The sequence below is a fragment of the Luteibacter sp. 22Crub2.1 genome (assembly GCF_900167995.1).
Lineage (GTDB): Bacteria > Pseudomonadota > Gammaproteobacteria > Xanthomonadales > Rhodanobacteraceae > Luteibacter > Luteibacter mycovicinus.
In genome coordinates, this window is the sequence record NZ_FUYT01000004.1 from 220,503 (window position 1) to 235,394 (window position 14,892).

Sequence of the window (14,892 nt, forward strand, 5' to 3'; positions counted from 1 at the left end):
TGACAGCGGAATGTGACGCACCGGATGTGTGACGAATGTCGCGCTATTCGCCTGCCGTGCTGGCTAATCTCACTCCCAGCACGGTGGCGAAAACACCGTTTTCAGCGCGTTATCGGGGGATTTCGTGAACAGTGATGCGCTTTTCCGGCAGGAACGGCGAGGGCTGACGTTCGAATGCCGGGACGTCGAGACGCGACATGAAATGGTGCTGCGCTCGCTGATGCGGGTGATCGATGGCCGGCTTCGTCAGCGCTGGACCGCTACGGCGGTCGAAGGCGATCTGGTGGTGCGCAGCGAAGACAATCGCATCGCACTGCAGCCTGTCGGACGGGGTGCCTACGCGGATGCGACCGAACACAGCCGGGTGCTGGCGTTCCCCTTCAACTATCACATGCTCGAAGATGCGTTGAACGACCTGGGCGACCTGCTCGAGCAGGCATCGCCGGCGCTGCCCTCACGCATCGACCGTCATGCGATGGCGACCAACAGCTTTCGGCTGCGTCACTGGCCCGAAGCCGGACTGGTCGCGACGCGGGAGCGCATGCGCATGTCCGCGGTCCTGCTGCGTGCGGACGTCAGCGCCGGCGAGCTCACCCGGATGATCGGCTGCACCGCCGGCGAATGCCGCCAGTTGCTCACCGACCTGCATGACGCGGGGTTGCTGTCCAGCGAACCGCTCGCCGCCGGAAAACGCGATATCCAGAATCCGTTTCTGTCGAGCCTGACCGTGCGTGAGCGCGTCGGCGTGATCGGGCGTATCCGTGCACGACTGGGGCTCTGATAGCGATGCCTGAATTCAAGCTTGTGTTCACCGGCACCACCGGCGCCGGCAAGACCACCGCGATAGCCGCGGTCAGTGACGTCGCGCCGATGGCCACCGAAGCACGCAACATGGATGCGGGTTTCGCCAAGGCGACCACCACGGTCGGCATGGATTACGGCGAACTGGTGCTCGCCGATGGCGAGACGCTGCGCCTTTACGGTACGCCGGGCCAGGAACGTTTCGACTTCATGTGGAAGATCATCGGCCGCGGCGCGCTCGGTCTGATCATCCTCATCGACAACAGCCGGCCGGCCCCGCTCGAGGATTTTTCCCGTTACCTCGCCGGCTTCGCCGACCTGTTGCGCACGGCACCCTGCGTGGTGGGCATCGGCCGCACCGAAGGGCATCCGCTGCCGGGTCTCGATGCCTTCGTCCGCGTGGCGGCACGCCACGGCGTCACCTGTCCGGTGATCGCGGCCAACGCGACGCGCAAGGACGATGTCCTGCAGCTGATCGATCTGCTGCTCTGGCAGCTGACCGCCCATGCGGAGGTCGCGTGCTGACGGTCGACGAGGAATCCCGCACATTATGCGAACGGACGGCCGATCGCCTGCTGCGTGACGTCCGGGGCGTACGCGCCGTGATCGTGACCACGAGCGATGGCTTGCAGCTGGCATGCCGGGTCGAACCGGGCGACGATCCAGCCCGGCTGGCCGCCGTCGCGGGCTCGCTCGCCGCGCTCGGCGAGCTGGGCAGTCACGAAGCGCATCTGGGGGCGTGCCGGCACGTATGCATCGAAGCGGAAGGAGGGCACGTCGTGCTTTGCCAGGCGCGCAGCGAGCATCTCGATGTCGTCGTCTGCGTCGCCGGTGGTACTCACTCGGGACTCGGGCAGATGCTTTACACGACGCGGCAGCATGCCTCCCGGCTGGCCGCCGCGCTCGACGCCCGCGAAGCCGTCACCGGCTGATTCGCGGTGCGACGTTCGTCAGGACTCAGGTCTTCTGCTTGGTGCCGAAGATCTTGTCGCCCGCGTCGCCGAGGCCGGGCAGGATGTAACCCAGTTCATTGAGATGGTCGTCGATGGAGGCGACGTAGATCTCGATGTCCGGATGTGCGGCCTCGATGCGTTTGAGGCCTTCGGGCGCGGCGACCAGGAACAGGCCCTTGATCCGCTTCGCGCCGGCCGCCTTGAGCATGTCGACGGTGGCGACCAGCGTGCCCGCGGTCGCCAGCATCGGATCGACGATGATCGCCGTGCGCTCGTCCATGCCGCCACTGAGCTTTTCGTAGTAGGCGACAGGCTCGAGCGTTTCCTCGTCGCGCTGAAGACCGACCACGCTGACCTTCGCCGCCGGGATCATCTCGAGCACGCCGGTGAGCATGCCGAGGCCCGCGCGCAGGATCGGAACGATGGTGACCTTCTTGCCCTTGATGTGGGTGACCTCGACGGGGCCAGCCCAGCCCTGAATGGTCTTGCACTCGGTTTCCATGTCGGCCGTGGCCTCGTACGTCAGCAGCGCGGCGACCTCGGAGGCCAGCTCACGGAATTCCTTCGTGCTGATGCCCGCGGCGCGCATGAGGCCGAGCTTGTGCTGGATGAGGGGGTGACGGACTTCGACGATTTTCATGGACGGAAACGGGGCAGTGGGCGACGCGCCATTCTCGCACGCGGCGCCCGGTCTGTTGATCAGCCCTTGAGACAGGTGCTCATGTAGCGCTTGCGTTCGTCGCCCTTGAGGCTCTTTGCCGATGCGTCGGCGTTACACGATTTCATTTTGTCCTGCTGCGTCGCCTTTGCCGGCTGCTCACCCTTCAGGCAGCTGCTCATGAAGGCCCTGCGTTCGTCGCCCTTCTTGACGGTGGCTTGCGTATTGCAGGTGCTCATCCGCTGTTGCTGCGGAGTGAGTTCTTTCCCGGCGGGCGCTTGCGGCGAGGCCGCGATGGCGCCTGTGGCGAAGGCGAGAAGCGAAGCTACGGCAAGGACACGAATCTGCGTACGCATGGCGAACCCCTACGTGACGCCGGGCCAATCCGGCGGTCCGAGCTTAACCTGTAGGAGCGCGCCTCGCGCGCGATTTTTCGGGGCTACGCAATGGCGGTCGGGGCTCATCGCGGTCGGGGATCGCGCGCGAGGCGCGCTCCTACAGGGACTGTTACGCCGCCTTGGTTGACGATTCCGCCCGGCGCGGGCCTTCCTTCAGCGCATGGCGGATCTCCTCGATGATGAGGTCCACCTCGGCGCTGGTCACCTGGAAGTGCGGGGTGAAGCGCAGCGAGTTGGCGCCACCATGGATGACGCCGATGCCGCGCTCGCGCATGTATTCCTCGGTGGAGCCCTCGCCGTAGCACTTGAACTCGGGCGCCAGCTCGCATGAGAACAGCAGGCCCGTGCCCTGGACCTTGGTGATCAGGCCGCCGAGTTCGTTCTTGAGACCCTCGAGCTTCTGCACGAATTCACGGCCACGCGCCACGATGTTTTCGCGCACCGTGTCGGTCAGTTCGGCCAGCGTGGCGACGGCGACGTCGAGGGCACGCGGGTTGGCGGTCATCGTGTTGCCGTAGATGCCCTTGCGATACAGGCCGGCGGTGCGCTCGGTGACGGCGAGGACGGAGAGGGGGTACTGGCCGGCGTTGAGCGCCTTGGAAAAGGTCTCCATGTCCGGCGCTTCCATCGACTCGAAGCCGGGGTAATCGACGATCGACAGCACGCCGTGCGCACGCAGGCCGGCCTGGATCGAATCGACCAGCAGCAGGGTGCCGTGCTCGCGGGTGAGTTCGCGTGCGGCGGCGTAAAACTCCGGCGTGAGCGCACGGCCCGGATCGCCTTCGCCCATGACCGGCTCGAGGAACATCGCCTCGATGAACCAGCCCTGGCGATCGGCCTCCGCAAACGCGGCCTTCAGGCTCGCGACGTTATAGGGCTCGACCGTGATCAGCGAGTCTTCGTTACGGAAGCTGGCCAGGTGCTGCTGGTAGTTGCGACGCGAGGAATCGGAGTAGAGGGCCGGGCGCTCGGTGCGGCCATGGAAGGCGCCCTTCACGGCGAGACGCTTGATGCTGCGACCCGCGTGACGCGCGCCCGGATCCGTCATGAGGCGTGCGTTGACGTCGGCGATGCGGCCGGCGAGCGTGACCGATTCCGAGCCGGAGTTGAGACAGAGGAAGTGCGTATACGGGCTGCCGCCGCGTGTGCGACCGAGTTCCTTGCGCAGCGCGGCGCAAAGACGCGTCTGCGAGACGTTGGCCGTCATCACGTTGGCCATGACCTGCGGACGCGACATCGCTTCGATGATCGCCTCCGGGTTATGACCGAAGCCGAGCATGCCGTAGCCGCCGTTGTCGTGGACTACGGCACCTTTCAGCGTGACGACCCACGGGCCGCGAGCCGCGGCGGGCACATACGGGTTGAGACCGTCGTCGGGATAGAAGTTGACTAGGCTCGACTGCAGCTGGTGGATCTGCTCGGCTTCGTCCAGGCGGAGGAAGTCGGCCATGTCGGTACGCAGCGCGCGGTGATAGGCAACCGCCTCTTCGATGGCACGGACCAGCGCGGGGTCGGAGGAGGCAAAGCGGGCGATGGTCGTATCCGGGAGGCCCCGCGTACGCGCCGAGCCACCGAATTCACGCAGCTCACGCAGATGACCGATAACGTCCATAACGCACTCCTTCGACCGCTAAGTGTTTATATGTAAAGGGTTTAATGGACCAGCATAGCATGCGGTTTTTGGCCCCGTAACCCCCGGGTGACGCTTGTCACACTCGCACAATGACGCAAGCGACTGCCACCAACGGGTTGCGTCCGAATATGGTGCGACGCAAGGGAGGGCACTCATGAACAACGACACCTGCATTGCACGTCTGGACCATGTCGGCAAGCGCTACGGCAACCTCGTCGCGCTCGACGGCATCGATCTCTCCATCCACCGCGGCGAGTTGCTGGCACTGCTCGGGCCTAATGGGGCCGGTAAGAGCACGAGCATCGGTCTGCTGCTGGGTCTCATCCGCGCCGACAGCGGTACCGCCAGCCTTTTCGGCCGCGATCCGCAGGACATCGACGCGCGTCGGCGTATCGGCGTCATGTTGCAGTCGGCGAGTCTGCCGCCCACCTTGAAGGTGCGCGAGTTGCTGACCCTCACGGCGAGCTATTACCCGGAGCCGCGCCCCGTCCCGGAGTCCGCCGCCCTGGCCGGCATTGTCGACTTGCTTGGCCGGAAGTACAGTGATCTATCGGGCGGTCAGCAACGCCGTGTGCAGTTCGCCATGGCGCTGGCGGGGCGTCCCGAAATCCTCTTTCTCGACGAGCCTACGGTCGGCATGGATATCACGGCCCGCCAGGCGCTGTGGACCGCTATCCGCACGCTGGTCGCCGGCGGCTGTGCCGTGGTGCTGACTACCCACTATCTGGAAGAAGCCGAAGCGCTGGCGGACCGCGTCTGCGTCATCGCCAAAGGCAAGGTGATCTCCGAAGGGACGGTCGATGCGCTACGCGCGCATGTGGCTGTGCGCCGTATTCGCTGCGTCACCACGATACCCATGGACATCATCGCGCAGTGGCCCGGGGTGACCTCGGTCGACACGCATCAGGGGCGTCTGACCATCGCCACGACGCTGGCGGAAGGCGTCGTGCGCCGCCTGCTCGAAGCGGATCCGACACTGTCCGAACTGGAAGTGCAGCGTGCCGGTCTGGCGGAGGCCTTCACTGAAATCACCCGCGAATCCGAAGCCGGCGACGTCGCCCGGGAGGCCGCATGAACACGATCGAAAGTACCGCCGTGCCGGTGATGACCGCCGGGCGCCTGATCAACGCTTATTTCCAGGAAGCCCGGGCGGAATGCCTGCGTTACCTGCGCAATCCCGGGTTCCTGCTGCCGACGCTGCTGTTTCCGTCGGTGTTCTACGTGATGTTCGGCATCTTCCTCGCGCATTCGAACAGCGCCGATGCGCCACGCTATCTTCTTGCCTCATACGGCACGTTCGGTGTCATGGCGCCGGGGCTCTTCGGCTTCGGCGTGTCGCTGGCGCTGGAGCGCGATACCGGGCTACTGACACTCAAGCGCGCTTTGCCCATGCCTCCCGGCGCATACCTCATCGGTAAGATGTGCATGGCCGTGCTGGTGGCCGCCATCATCTCGATCATCCTGCTTTGCCTGGCGACCTTCGTCGCGGGCGTGTCGTTGCCCGCATCGCGCATCGCCGCCTTTTTCGTACTCCAGGTGCTCGGCGTCCTGCCGTTCTGCGCGCTGGGCCTGCTGATCGGTACGCTGGTGAAGGGGCAGGGCGCGCCCGGGGTGGTCAACCTGATCTACCTGCCGATGGCGTTCCTGTCGGGCCTGTGGATTCCGCTGCCGGTGCTGCCGTCGTTCCTGCAGTCCATCGCGCCGTTGTGGCCCGCGTATCATCTCGACCGGCTGGCGCTCTCGGTGGTGGGTCTGGGAGAGGGCGGTGACGCGATCCACGCGCTTGTGCTGGTCGGGTTCACCGCGGTGTTTCTCCTGATCGCGACGCGCCGCCTGCGCCGCTACGGTTGAAGTAGCATGACGCCACGCCTCTCGTCGGACACCCGTATGGCCCGCTCGTGGTTCACGCCAGCACCGGACTCGCTCTGGAATCGCTTCCGCGACAAGCCGCGCCTGCGCGTTGCCAGCCTGTTCCATCTGGTCTGGACGGTCTACGTCTTCGGCGATCTTGCGTTCACAAGGACGCTTGAGCCGCACTGGTGGCTCGTAACGGCGACTTCGTTTCCGGTGTTCCTCGGCCTGTATGCGCTCTGTTACACGCAGTCGCTGAGATGGTCGCCCTGGCTTGGCGGCGCGGCCGCGCTGCTGGGCTTTGCCGTCATGGGGGTCAATGCGAGCGCCGGGGGGTGTTATGTCATCTATGCCTGCGCGATGGTCGGCTTCGACGGTTCGCCAAAACGGTCATTCAGTGGCATGGGCGGCGTGCTCGGTGCGTTTGTCCTCGTGGGCTGGTACGTCTATTCTTGGCCTCCGGCGATCATCGCCGGCATCACCTTCATTGCGTTGTGCGTCGGCTCGATCAACGTGATCTACCGGTACAACGCGCAGCGTGACGCGGAACTCAAGCTGTCCCACGACGAGGTCCGCCGCCTTGCCGCGATGGCCGAGCGAGAGCGTATCGGCCGCGACCTGCACGATCTGCTCGGTCACACCTTGTCGCTCATTACGCTGAAGCTCGAGCTGTCGCGCCGGCTGCTCGACAAAGACGAAGCGGCGGCGCGCCGTGAGATGGAGGAAGCCGAGCGCGTAGCCCGGCATGCCCTCGCCGAGGTGCGTTCCGCGGTCACCGGTATCCGCGCCTCGGGCATCGCCGCCGAACTGGCCTCGGCGCGTCTTCTGCTGAATGCGTCGATGGTCGGCTTCGAGTACACCACCGAACTGCCCGTCCTTTCCGAGCGGATCGAAGCCGAGCTGGCTCTCGTCCTGCGCGAGGCGGTCACCAACGTGCATCGTCACGCGCGTGCGTCGATCGCCGAAGCGCGCGTCGAGGTGCACGGCAAGGAACTGGTACTCACCGTCATCGATGACGGTAAGGGTGGCGTATCGGATGAAGGCAACGGTATCTGCGGCATGCGCGAGCGCGTGCGCAAGCTGGGGGGCACGCTTTCGTTCGAGTCGGCTCGCGGTGCCGGCACGCGCGTGCGCATCACGGTCCCGCTGAACCCCGGCGACCGTCTGGTGACGCCGCCTCGTGGCGAACTGCCGGGCGCGCTGCCCGGTAACCAGCGTCTCGCGTCATGAAGTACTGGCCGGCTACCCACCCGGATTCGCTGCTGGCGAGTTTCCGTTCCCCGACCTACCTGCGCTGGCAGGCGGGCGTGCAGATGTTCTGGCTGATCGGCCTGGTCCAGGGGCCATTGGCCGTCCACGGTTTTCAGTGGTCGTGGATGGCGCCGACACTTGCCTCGATCGTGGTCTACGTGGCTTGTACGGTGGGCGTTTTCATCGGCCCGTTGTGCCGGTTGCCGTTTTACGCCGCTGCCATCGTCGCACTCGGTTTCGTCCTGTGGCTGGTCAATCCCATCTCGTTGGGCTACGTCGTGCTCGGCGTGTCCCTGTTGGCGTACGCCCGTCGACCGTGGTTCTGGCTGGTGGGCACGCTGGCCGCCACGGCGATGACCCTGGCCTGGGCGTTCGCCTTCGGCATCCCTCTTCTCCATGTATCGATCGTGTTCGCCGCCGGGTTGATCTCAGGTTGCGGCAACTACCTCTACGTGCGCGGCGCCCGCCGCGATGCGGCGCTGCGGCTTTCGCAGGACGAGGTGCAGCGTCTCGCCACGCTGGCCGAGCGCGAGCGCATCGGGCGCGACCTCCACGATCTGCTGGGCCATACGTTGTCGCTGATCACCCTCAAGTCCGAGCTGGCCAAGCGTCTCGCGCTGGCCGATCCGGTGCGGGCGCAGCAGGAAATGGAGGAAGTCGAGCGCGTCGCGCGGCATACACTGGCCGAGGTTCGCAGCGCGGTGACCGGTCTTCGTGCCGGCGATCTCGCCGGGGAAATCGTTTCCGCACGCGTCATGCTGGAAGCGTCCGGTATCGCCTTGTCCGCCGAGCTACCCGATCGCTTCGATCTCGCACCCACGGCGGAGGCCGAACTGGCCCTCGTCCTGCGTGAGGCCGTCACCAATATTCACCGACATTCGAGTGCCACCGAGGCACGTGTCGTCATTACCCGGAAGGGAGAGGAATTTTCGATGCGCATCACGGACAACGGCTGCGGAGGACTGGCGGCCCATGGCAACGGCGTATCGGGCATGCGCGAACGCATCCGGCGGATCGGTGGCCGGCTGGCCATCGAGTCCCCGGCGCGCCAGGGCACTGTGCTCGCGATCGACCTGCCACGCGCCCGTAGCCTGCTGGAGCGCTCCGCATGATCCGGGTACTTCTTGCGGAAGATCAGGCGATGGTACGTGGCGCGTTGTCGGCGCTGCTCAACCTGGAGTCCGATATCGAAATGCTCGGCACCGCCGCCGATGGCGAGACGGCCTGGCGCGAGCTGCAGCGTCTGAAGCCCGATGTGCTGGTCACCGACATCGAGATGCCCGGGCTGACCGGGCTGGAGATCGCGCAGCGGGTGCATCGGCATGAGCTGCCGATCAAGGTCGTCATCGTCACGACGTTCGCTCGTCCGGGCTTTCTACGTCGCGCCCTCGACGCGGGCGTCAGTGGCTATCTGCTCAAGGACGCACCGGCGGAGAACCTGGCCGATGCGTTGCGCACCGTGCATCGCGGCGGTCGCGCCATCGATCCCCAGCTCGCGCTGGAAGCCTGGTCCAATGCCGACCCGCTGAACGATCGCGAACGGCAGGTCCTTCGCCTCGCCGGGGAGGGGCAGTCGGCCAGCGACATCGGTACGCAGCTGAACCTGTCCCACGGCACGGTTCGGAATTACCTGTCAGAAGCTATCGGTAAACTCGGCGCCGCGAACCGGATCGAGGCCTACCGCCTGGCCCGCCAAAAAGGGTGGCTCTGAGAGGCGATCCGCCGGGTAGAATGCACCTGCCCACGCCAGCCGGCGTCACGGAGATCCACTCGCATGCGGCGGCACTCAGGGCCCAATGTAGGAGCGAGCCTGCTCGCGAACACACGCATGAACAGGTCGAGGCCTCCGCGTCTTCGTCCGGCGATCGCTCTGGCGCTGTGGACGCTTCTGTCCGCCTGCACCCACCCGCCCGCGCCACTCACCCACGACGCCTACATCTGGCAGCGCCAGTGGACTCCATCGCTGCGTGAGTCCGTGGCGTCCTCGTCGGATCTGGTTCGCGACTGGCGCGTACTGGTCGCACAGGCCGACAACGACGGCGGCTTTCATGTGTTCACCCCGGACCGCGCCGCGCTGGCCGCCACCGGACGGCCGGTGGTGTTCGTGGTGCGTATCGACGGCCGTCTTTCGCGTTTCGACGAGGCGTCTCTGGTGTCCCGGGTGGTCACGCTCGTGCGCGAAACGACGGCGACAGCGGCGGGCGTCGAGATCGACTACGACTGCCCCACGGCGCGCTTGCCGGCCTATGCCAGCTTTCTGCGCCATCTGAAAGGCGAGCTTGGCGGCGTGCCACTATCGATCACGGCACTTCCCACCTGGATAGGGTCGCCCGATCTCGACACCGTGCTCGCGGTGCCCGATGAGTCCGTCCTGCAGGTGCACGCCGTGCAGGCACCGCAAGCGGGTCTGTTCGATCCGGACGTGGCGATCGGCTGGATCGCCGACTTCGCCCGACATACCCATAAGCCGTTCCGGGTCGCCCTGCCTACATATGGATCCCGGGTGAGCTGGAACGCCGACGGCACCTTGCTCGCGGTCGAAAGCGAGCAAGGCGCACGCGCGGCAGGTGCCGTCGCTTCCGAACTCTACGCCTCACCCGTCGCGGTGCGCGGGGTGGTCGACCGACTCGCTCGCGGCCGGCCGGCAGGTCTGGTCGGCGTGGCCTGGTTCCGCCTTCCGACACCGGAGGACACGCGTGCCTGGAGCCTCGCCACATGGCGCGGCGTGGTGACGGGGAAACTGGACGCACCGGCGCTGCGGGCCACGCTTCGTCCCGGCACCGGCGACGCGGCCGCCGACGTACTCATCGACAACCCCGGCGGTATCGACGCCGTCGCGCCCGTCGCCGTGCGGCTTCCGCATGGCTGCGATGTCGCCGATGGTGTCGACGGATATGTCGTACGTCGCACCGACGACGGCCTCGAACTCGTTTCACGGCAAGCCCGTCCACTGCCCGCACACGTTCAGCGGCCGATCGGCTGGGCGCGCTGCCCGGCGGGTTCGCCCGTCACCTTATCCATCCGCGCTGAAGGAGCGCCGCTTTCATGATGAAGTCCCATTCGCTGGCCGTCGGCACGGCGCTGGCTCTGGCAGGCGCGGTCGCCCTGGCCTGCGGGCCGTGGTTCCCGTCCCAGATGCTGGACGACCGCGCCGCCACCCTGGCGGCCGTGCCGCAGAACACGTTCGCGTTCGAGGCGGCCCATCTGCTGCCGTCGACCGATTCGCTGGTCGCCGTCGAAGCCAGTCGCTACGGCGAACGGGATACGAAGCCCGATCTTCCGCCGGATCAGGCCGAGCGCGTGAAAACGCTCATGGCATCGGCGAGCGGCGCGGATGCCTTCGTCGCGGGCGAGGGTCTCCCGGCGGACGTGCGTGGCTACGTGGCCGGCGCGGTCGACTGGAAGCGCGCGGTGGCCGACTGCCCGGAGGCGCCCGAGGTCGACTACCCCGACGTCGCCGGCCGGCCGCTCTGCACCGACTTCGACGGTGACGCGCTCGCCAAGGCTCAGGGCCAGTTCGAAGCGGTGGCGGCACTGGCACCGGACCAGGCAAAAGCGCGCGGCGCGTGGGCGGCTTACATGCTTGGCGAGGTTCACGCGCTGCGCGCTGGCAAGGCGTTCGGTACGCCTGCGTTTGCCGCCGAACGCGCGGCGGCGGTGAAAGCCTTCCAGGACACGCGTGCCCGCGTGCTCGCCGGCGCCTCGGATGCGCAGGGCCTGGCGGTCGCCAGTTTCGGTGAAGAGGCACGCCAGAGCCTGTACGCGGGTGGGAAACCGTGCCTCTGGGCCGAGATGGTCAGCGGCGACGACTGCATCGCCGATATCCCGGCCGCCGATCTCAAACACGCGATCGCGCTGTACGCCGCGCAAGCCGGTCACGGCTCCGGCATCGCGGTTGAATCGCTTGCCGCCCTGGCCGGCGCGGTCCTCGCCGTGCCGGAGCAGGCGCAGGCACTCGTCGACGGTCCGATCTCCCAGCGCCTGCTCGTTACCTACGCGCTGGCTCGGGTCGCTCCTCAGACGACCGACGGCCAGCCCGATCCCACACTCAGCGCGCTCATCGATGCCATCGGCAAGGTGGCACCGGACAAGGTCGCCGCGGCGGATCGCCTGGCCTCGCTGACTTACTCGCTGGGCAGGTACGACGATGCCGGGAAACTCGTTGCGCACGCGGACGGTCCGCTCGCCGCCTGGGTTCGCGCCAAGCTGGCATTGCGCTCCGGCGATCGCAACGCGGCCGCCGGAGCCTATGCGGAGGCGGCGAAGGCCTTCCCTCGCGCAGACGATCCCAAGGCCGCGCTCGAGCCCGCCAGCGTGCACCAGCTGATGGGCGAACGCGGCGTGCTCGCGCTGGCCCGCGGCGACTACGTCGAAGCGATGACGCGCATGTACGAGGCTTCCACCGCCGTCGGTGGCGACGGCAACGTTTATGGCGAAGATGGCGAGGGCGTCGGCGCAGGCTACGGCAACGACACGATGTACATCGGCGAGCGCGTTCTCACCGTCGATGAACTGAAGAGCTTCGTGGATACGAACGCGCCCACGGCGACGCCCGCGCCGAAGGCCGACGATAAAGATGCTGCGCTCGCGTCGCCGTACTCGCTCACGCTGGGCGATCGCCTGCGCTGGATGCTCGCGCGTCGCCTGATGCGTGCCGACCGTTTCGACGATGCTTATACGTATTTCCCCAGCGGTGTGGATAAGCGTTACGCGGAGGTCGACCTGCGCGCCACCGCGAAGGCCTACGCCGACGACCTGCATGATGGCGATCGCCGCTGGACCGATATCGGCAAGGCCGAGGCGCGTTTCGCGGCGGCGAGGATCGCCCGCGAGCACGGCATGGAACTGCTCGGTTACGAGCAGGGCCCGGACTATCGCGACGAAGGCGGCAGCTACCCGGGCGGCAGCGGCCAGTCCGCGGCGACGCTGAAGGGCGACCTGGTAACCGGCGGGGAGCGTCAGCGCTTCGCCGATAGCACGGCGCAACCCGACCAGCGCTTCCACTACCGTTACGTCGCGGCCGATGAAGCCGTATCCGCCGCTGACCTGCTGCCGCCGCGCTCCCAGGCCTTCGCCGCGAGCCTGTGCGTCGCCGCAGGATGGATGCTCGACGGTCCGCCCGGTTACGACGAGCCGGAAGAGGGCGAGGCAGGCAAACCGGTCAGCGAACGTCAGCGTCGCGCCGAGGCTTACTACGCGCGTTACGTGAAGCAGGGCCCGTACGTCGAATGGGCCGACGACTTCGGTCGGACGTGCGAGCAGCCGGATTTCGATCGGGCTCGGGAACTCAAGCGTGCGCAGCAGGTGAGGGCGGTCAAACACTTCATTCGTAAGCATCTGATCGCCGAAATCATCGTGCTGGCGCTCGTTGCCGCAGGCTTCGGCTGGGTCATCGTCCGGCGTCGACGGAAGCCCCGCGTCTGACGAGGTCGCCCCGGAGGCGGGCGTGGGCGATAATCCCCACCCGTTACCCGATGTTGCCCTTGCCGTGAAGAAATCCGATTTCGACTTCGAACTCCCGCCCGACCTGATCGCCCAGGCCCCGCTGGCCAGGCGCTCAGGCAGTCGGCTGCTCGTGGTCGATGTCGCCGCGCGCAGCAAAAAGGACCGTAAGTTCGACGAACTCCCGGAAATGGTGCGCCCGGGCGATCTGTTGGTGTTCAACGATACCCGTGTCCTGCCGGCCCGCCTGTATGGTCGCAAGGAGTCCGGCGGCGCCGTGGAGATCCTGATCGAGCGTGTCACCGGGCCCCATGAGGCCCGTGCACAACTGGGTGTCAGCAAGAAGCCGAAGGAAGGCGGCAGGATCGAACTGGCCGACGGCAGCATGATCACGGTGCTCGGCCGGGAAGGCGAATTCTTCCTGCTGCGCTTCGAGTCCGAAGAACCGCTGGAGCGCCTGCTGTCGCGTCTGGGTGAGATGCCGCTGCCGCCCTACATCGAGCGCACCGCCGATCAGTCGGATATGGAGCGTTACCAGACCGTGTTCGCTCGTGAGCCCGGTGCGGTCGCGGCGCCTACCGCAGGCCTGCATTTCGACGAGCACCTGTTACAGCGCCTGCGCGACGTGGGCGTCGATATGGGTTACGTGACGCTGCACGTGGGCGCCGGCACGTTTCAGCCCATGCGCGCCGACGACGTGCGTGACCACGTGATGCACCGCGAGTGGCTGAACGTGGGCGCGGCGCTGGTCGAGAAGATCCGTGCGACGCGCGCCGCGGGCGGTCGGGTCATCGCGGTGGGGACGACGGTAGTCCGCGCACTGGAGAGCGCGACGGTGGAAGGGGTGCTTCGCCCCTTCGCCGGTGAGACCCAGATCTTCATCTTCCCCGGCTACAAGATCACCAGCGTCGACGCGCTGATCACCAATTTCCACCTGCCGCAGTCGACCTTGCTGATGCTGGTCTCGGCGCTGGCCGGCAAGGAAACGATCCTCGACGCCTATCGCTATGCGGTACTCCAGCGGTACCGGTTTTTCTCCTACGGCGACGCGATGCTGATCTACCCGGCAGCGACGCCCGCATAAGCGGCAAGGCAGCCGCTCTGGCCTAAAGCTTTGCCAGGGTGGGCCGATAAGCCCATCGAACGACCCACCCACGGTACGGACGATGGCGAAGAAATCCTCCAAAGACGCGACCAGCGCGCCGCTCACGCTCGATGCCGACCTGCGCATCGCCGCGGCGCCTGCGCTGCGCGATACCCTGTTGGCGGCGCTCGCCACCGGCGGCTCGGTCGAGATCGACGGCGGCGCGGTGGCCCAGGTGGACACCGCCGCCCTGCAGCTGCTCGCCGCATTCTCCCGCGACGCAAAAGCCGCCGGGCATGCGGTCACCTGGACGGGCGTCAGCGACTCCCTCCAGCGCGGCGTAGCCGTGCTGGGTCTCAACGGCTTGATTGAACTGCCGGCTCGCGCCGGCGTGAACTGAAGGTGCTTCGATGGCTAAGATTCTTGCGGTAGACGACTCGGCCTCCATGCGCAGCATGGTTGCTTTCACCCTGCGTGGCGCCGGCCACGACGTCGAAGAAGCCGATAACGGCCAGGCGGCGCTCGATTCGGCTGCCGTGCACAAGTTCGACCTGATCCTGGCCGACGTGAACATGCCGGTGATGGACGGCATCACGATGGTCCGCGAGATCCGCACCCGTCCGGACTACCGTGGCGTGCCGATCCTCATGCTGACCACCGAGTCCAATCCGGAAAAGAAGATGGAAGGCAAGGCGGCTGGCGCGACCGGCTGGCTGGTCAAGCCGTTCGATCCGGAGCAGCTGCTGGCCACCGTCGGCCGCGTGCTCGGCTGATTCTTCGTAAACGGCTCTTCCTCAAGTTCCGGTAATCCAGGGTTACTT

16 protein-coding genes are annotated in these 14,892 nt (G+C 66.6%); 13 read left to right on the top strand and 3 right to left on the bottom strand.

Annotated features, from left to right (window positions below):
- Positions 1-124: 124 nt before the first annotated feature.
- The 3 genes from B5X73_RS05475 to B5X73_RS20920 are packed head-to-tail and all read left to right on the top strand — an operon-like array spanning position 125 to position 1,733.
- On the top strand, positions 125-781 hold the full coding sequence (locus tag B5X73_RS05475; RefSeq protein WP_139382657.1) for a hypothetical protein: 657 nt from the start codon (positions 125-127) through the stop codon (positions 779-781).
- 5 nt (positions 782-786) lie between these two features.
- Entirely contained in the window at positions 787-1,326 is a 540-nt protein-coding gene (locus B5X73_RS05480) for a GTP-binding protein (protein WP_036114875.1), read from the top strand.
- The gene (locus tag B5X73_RS20920; RefSeq protein WP_176167733.1) at positions 1,320-1,733 is read left to right on the top strand and encodes a roadblock/LC7 domain-containing protein; all 414 of its coding nucleotides are present in this window, start codon (positions 1,320-1,322) and stop codon (positions 1,731-1,733) included. Before B5X73_RS05480 ends, B5X73_RS20920 begins: the two co-directional genes overlap by 7 nt.
- A 25-nt stretch (positions 1,734-1,758) precedes the next feature.
- Here the strand turns inward: B5X73_RS20920 and upp are convergent, their stop codons facing one another.
- The 3 genes from upp to B5X73_RS05500 all read right to left on the bottom strand — a co-directional run bounded on the left by upp (position 1,759) and on the right by B5X73_RS05500 (position 4,422).
- On the bottom strand, positions 1,759-2,394 hold the full coding sequence (upp, locus tag B5X73_RS05490; RefSeq protein ID WP_036114872.1) for a uracil phosphoribosyltransferase: 636 nt from the start codon (positions 2,392-2,394) through the stop codon (positions 1,759-1,761).
- A gap of 59 nt (positions 2,395-2,453) precedes the next feature.
- Positions 2,454-2,768, bottom strand: a complete 315-nt coding sequence (locus tag B5X73_RS05495) for a PsiF family protein (RefSeq protein WP_079520877.1) — start codon at positions 2,766-2,768, stop codon at positions 2,454-2,456.
- A 151-nt stretch (positions 2,769-2,919) separates the two neighbouring features.
- Positions 2,920-4,422, bottom strand: a complete 1,503-nt coding sequence (locus B5X73_RS05500; protein ID WP_079520878.1) for an aminotransferase class III-fold pyridoxal phosphate-dependent enzyme — start codon at positions 4,420-4,422, stop codon at positions 2,920-2,922.
- A 175-nt stretch (positions 4,423-4,597) separates the two neighbouring features.
- On the opposite strand from B5X73_RS05500, the gene B5X73_RS05505 reads away from it, so the two are divergent.
- From B5X73_RS05505 to B5X73_RS05550, 10 genes are all read left to right on the top strand, one after another.
- Entirely contained in the window at positions 4,598-5,518 is a 921-nt protein-coding gene (locus B5X73_RS05505; protein ID WP_079520879.1) for an ABC transporter ATP-binding protein, read from the top strand.
- The gene (locus B5X73_RS05510) at positions 5,515-6,294 is read left to right on the top strand and encodes an ABC transporter permease (protein WP_079520880.1); all 780 of its coding nucleotides are present in this window, start codon (positions 5,515-5,517) and stop codon (positions 6,292-6,294) included. The genes B5X73_RS05505 and B5X73_RS05510 overlap by 4 nt, the downstream gene beginning before the upstream one ends.
- A 6-nt stretch (positions 6,295-6,300) precedes the next feature.
- On the top strand, positions 6,301-7,524 hold the full coding sequence (locus B5X73_RS05515; protein WP_079520881.1) for a sensor histidine kinase: 1,224 nt from the start codon (positions 6,301-6,303) through the stop codon (positions 7,522-7,524).
- Complete coding sequence (locus tag B5X73_RS05520) at positions 7,521-8,657, top strand: sensor histidine kinase (RefSeq protein WP_079520882.1); 1,137 nt, start codon at positions 7,521-7,523, stop codon at positions 8,655-8,657. The genes B5X73_RS05515 and B5X73_RS05520 overlap by 4 nt, the downstream gene beginning before the upstream one ends.
- Entirely contained in the window at positions 8,654-9,256 is a 603-nt protein-coding gene (locus tag B5X73_RS05525) for a response regulator transcription factor (protein WP_079520883.1), read from the top strand. The genes B5X73_RS05520 and B5X73_RS05525 overlap by 4 nt, the downstream gene beginning before the upstream one ends.
- A 117-nt stretch (positions 9,257-9,373) precedes the next feature.
- Positions 9,374-10,594: a DUF3142 domain-containing protein gene (locus B5X73_RS05530; protein WP_176167734.1), complete on the top strand. Its 1,221-nt coding sequence runs from the start codon at positions 9,374-9,376 to the stop codon at positions 10,592-10,594.
- A complete protein-coding gene (locus B5X73_RS05535) occupies positions 10,591-12,969 on the top strand; it encodes a hypothetical protein (RefSeq protein ID WP_079520885.1) in 2,379 nt (792 codons plus the stop codon). Before B5X73_RS05530 ends, B5X73_RS05535 begins: the two co-directional genes overlap by 4 nt.
- Before the next feature lie 64 nt (positions 12,970-13,033).
- Positions 13,034-14,071 (top strand): tRNA preQ1(34) S-adenosylmethionine ribosyltransferase-isomerase QueA, encoded by a 1,038-nt coding sequence (queA, locus tag B5X73_RS05540; RefSeq protein ID WP_036118098.1) that lies wholly within the window; start codon positions 13,034-13,036, stop codon positions 14,069-14,071.
- 82 nt (positions 14,072-14,153) lie between these two features.
- Positions 14,154-14,471 (top strand): STAS domain-containing protein, encoded by a 318-nt coding sequence (locus tag B5X73_RS05545; protein WP_043692994.1) that lies wholly within the window; start codon positions 14,154-14,156, stop codon positions 14,469-14,471.
- Positions 14,472-14,481: 10 nt separating this feature from the next.
- Entirely contained in the window at positions 14,482-14,844 is a 363-nt protein-coding gene (locus tag B5X73_RS05550) for a response regulator (RefSeq protein WP_036114852.1), read from the top strand.
- The last annotated feature ends 48 nt before the right edge of the window (positions 14,845-14,892 follow it).

What these genes read in the sequence shown, in the direction of transcription:
- B5X73_RS05480 (WP_036114875.1), top strand. Translation starts at nt 787, where the DNA reads ATGCCTGAATTCAAGCTTGTGTTCACCGGCACCACCGGCGCCGGCAAG.
- upp (WP_036114872.1), bottom strand. Translation starts at nt 2,394, where the DNA reads ATGAAAATCGTCGAAGTCCGTCACCCCCTCATCCAGCACAAGCTCGGC.
- B5X73_RS05495 (WP_079520877.1), bottom strand. Translation starts at nt 2,768, where the DNA reads ATGCGTACGCAGATTCGTGTCCTTGCCGTAGCTTCGCTTCTCGCCTTC.
- B5X73_RS05500 (WP_079520878.1), bottom strand. Translation starts at nt 4,422, where the DNA reads ATGGACGTTATCGGTCATCTGCGTGAGCTGCGTGAATTCGGTGGCTCG.
- B5X73_RS05505 (WP_079520879.1), top strand. Translation starts at nt 4,598, where the DNA reads ATGAACAACGACACCTGCATTGCACGTCTGGACCATGTCGGCAAGCGC.
- B5X73_RS05510 (WP_079520880.1), top strand. Translation starts at nt 5,515, where the DNA reads ATGAACACGATCGAAAGTACCGCCGTGCCGGTGATGACCGCCGGGCGC.
- B5X73_RS05515 (WP_079520881.1), top strand. Translation starts at nt 6,301, where the DNA reads ATGACGCCACGCCTCTCGTCGGACACCCGTATGGCCCGCTCGTGGTTC.
- B5X73_RS05520 (WP_079520882.1), top strand. Translation starts at nt 7,521, where the DNA reads ATGAAGTACTGGCCGGCTACCCACCCGGATTCGCTGCTGGCGAGTTTC.
- B5X73_RS05525 (WP_079520883.1), top strand. Translation starts at nt 8,654, where the DNA reads ATGATCCGGGTACTTCTTGCGGAAGATCAGGCGATGGTACGTGGCGCG.
- B5X73_RS05530 (WP_176167734.1), top strand. Translation starts at nt 9,374, where the DNA reads ATGAACAGGTCGAGGCCTCCGCGTCTTCGTCCGGCGATCGCTCTGGCG.
- B5X73_RS05535 (WP_079520885.1), top strand. Translation starts at nt 10,591, where the DNA reads ATGATGAAGTCCCATTCGCTGGCCGTCGGCACGGCGCTGGCTCTGGCA.
- B5X73_RS05545 (WP_043692994.1), top strand. Translation starts at nt 14,154, where the DNA reads ATGGCGAAGAAATCCTCCAAAGACGCGACCAGCGCGCCGCTCACGCTC.
- B5X73_RS05550 (WP_036114852.1), top strand. Translation starts at nt 14,482, where the DNA reads ATGGCTAAGATTCTTGCGGTAGACGACTCGGCCTCCATGCGCAGCATG.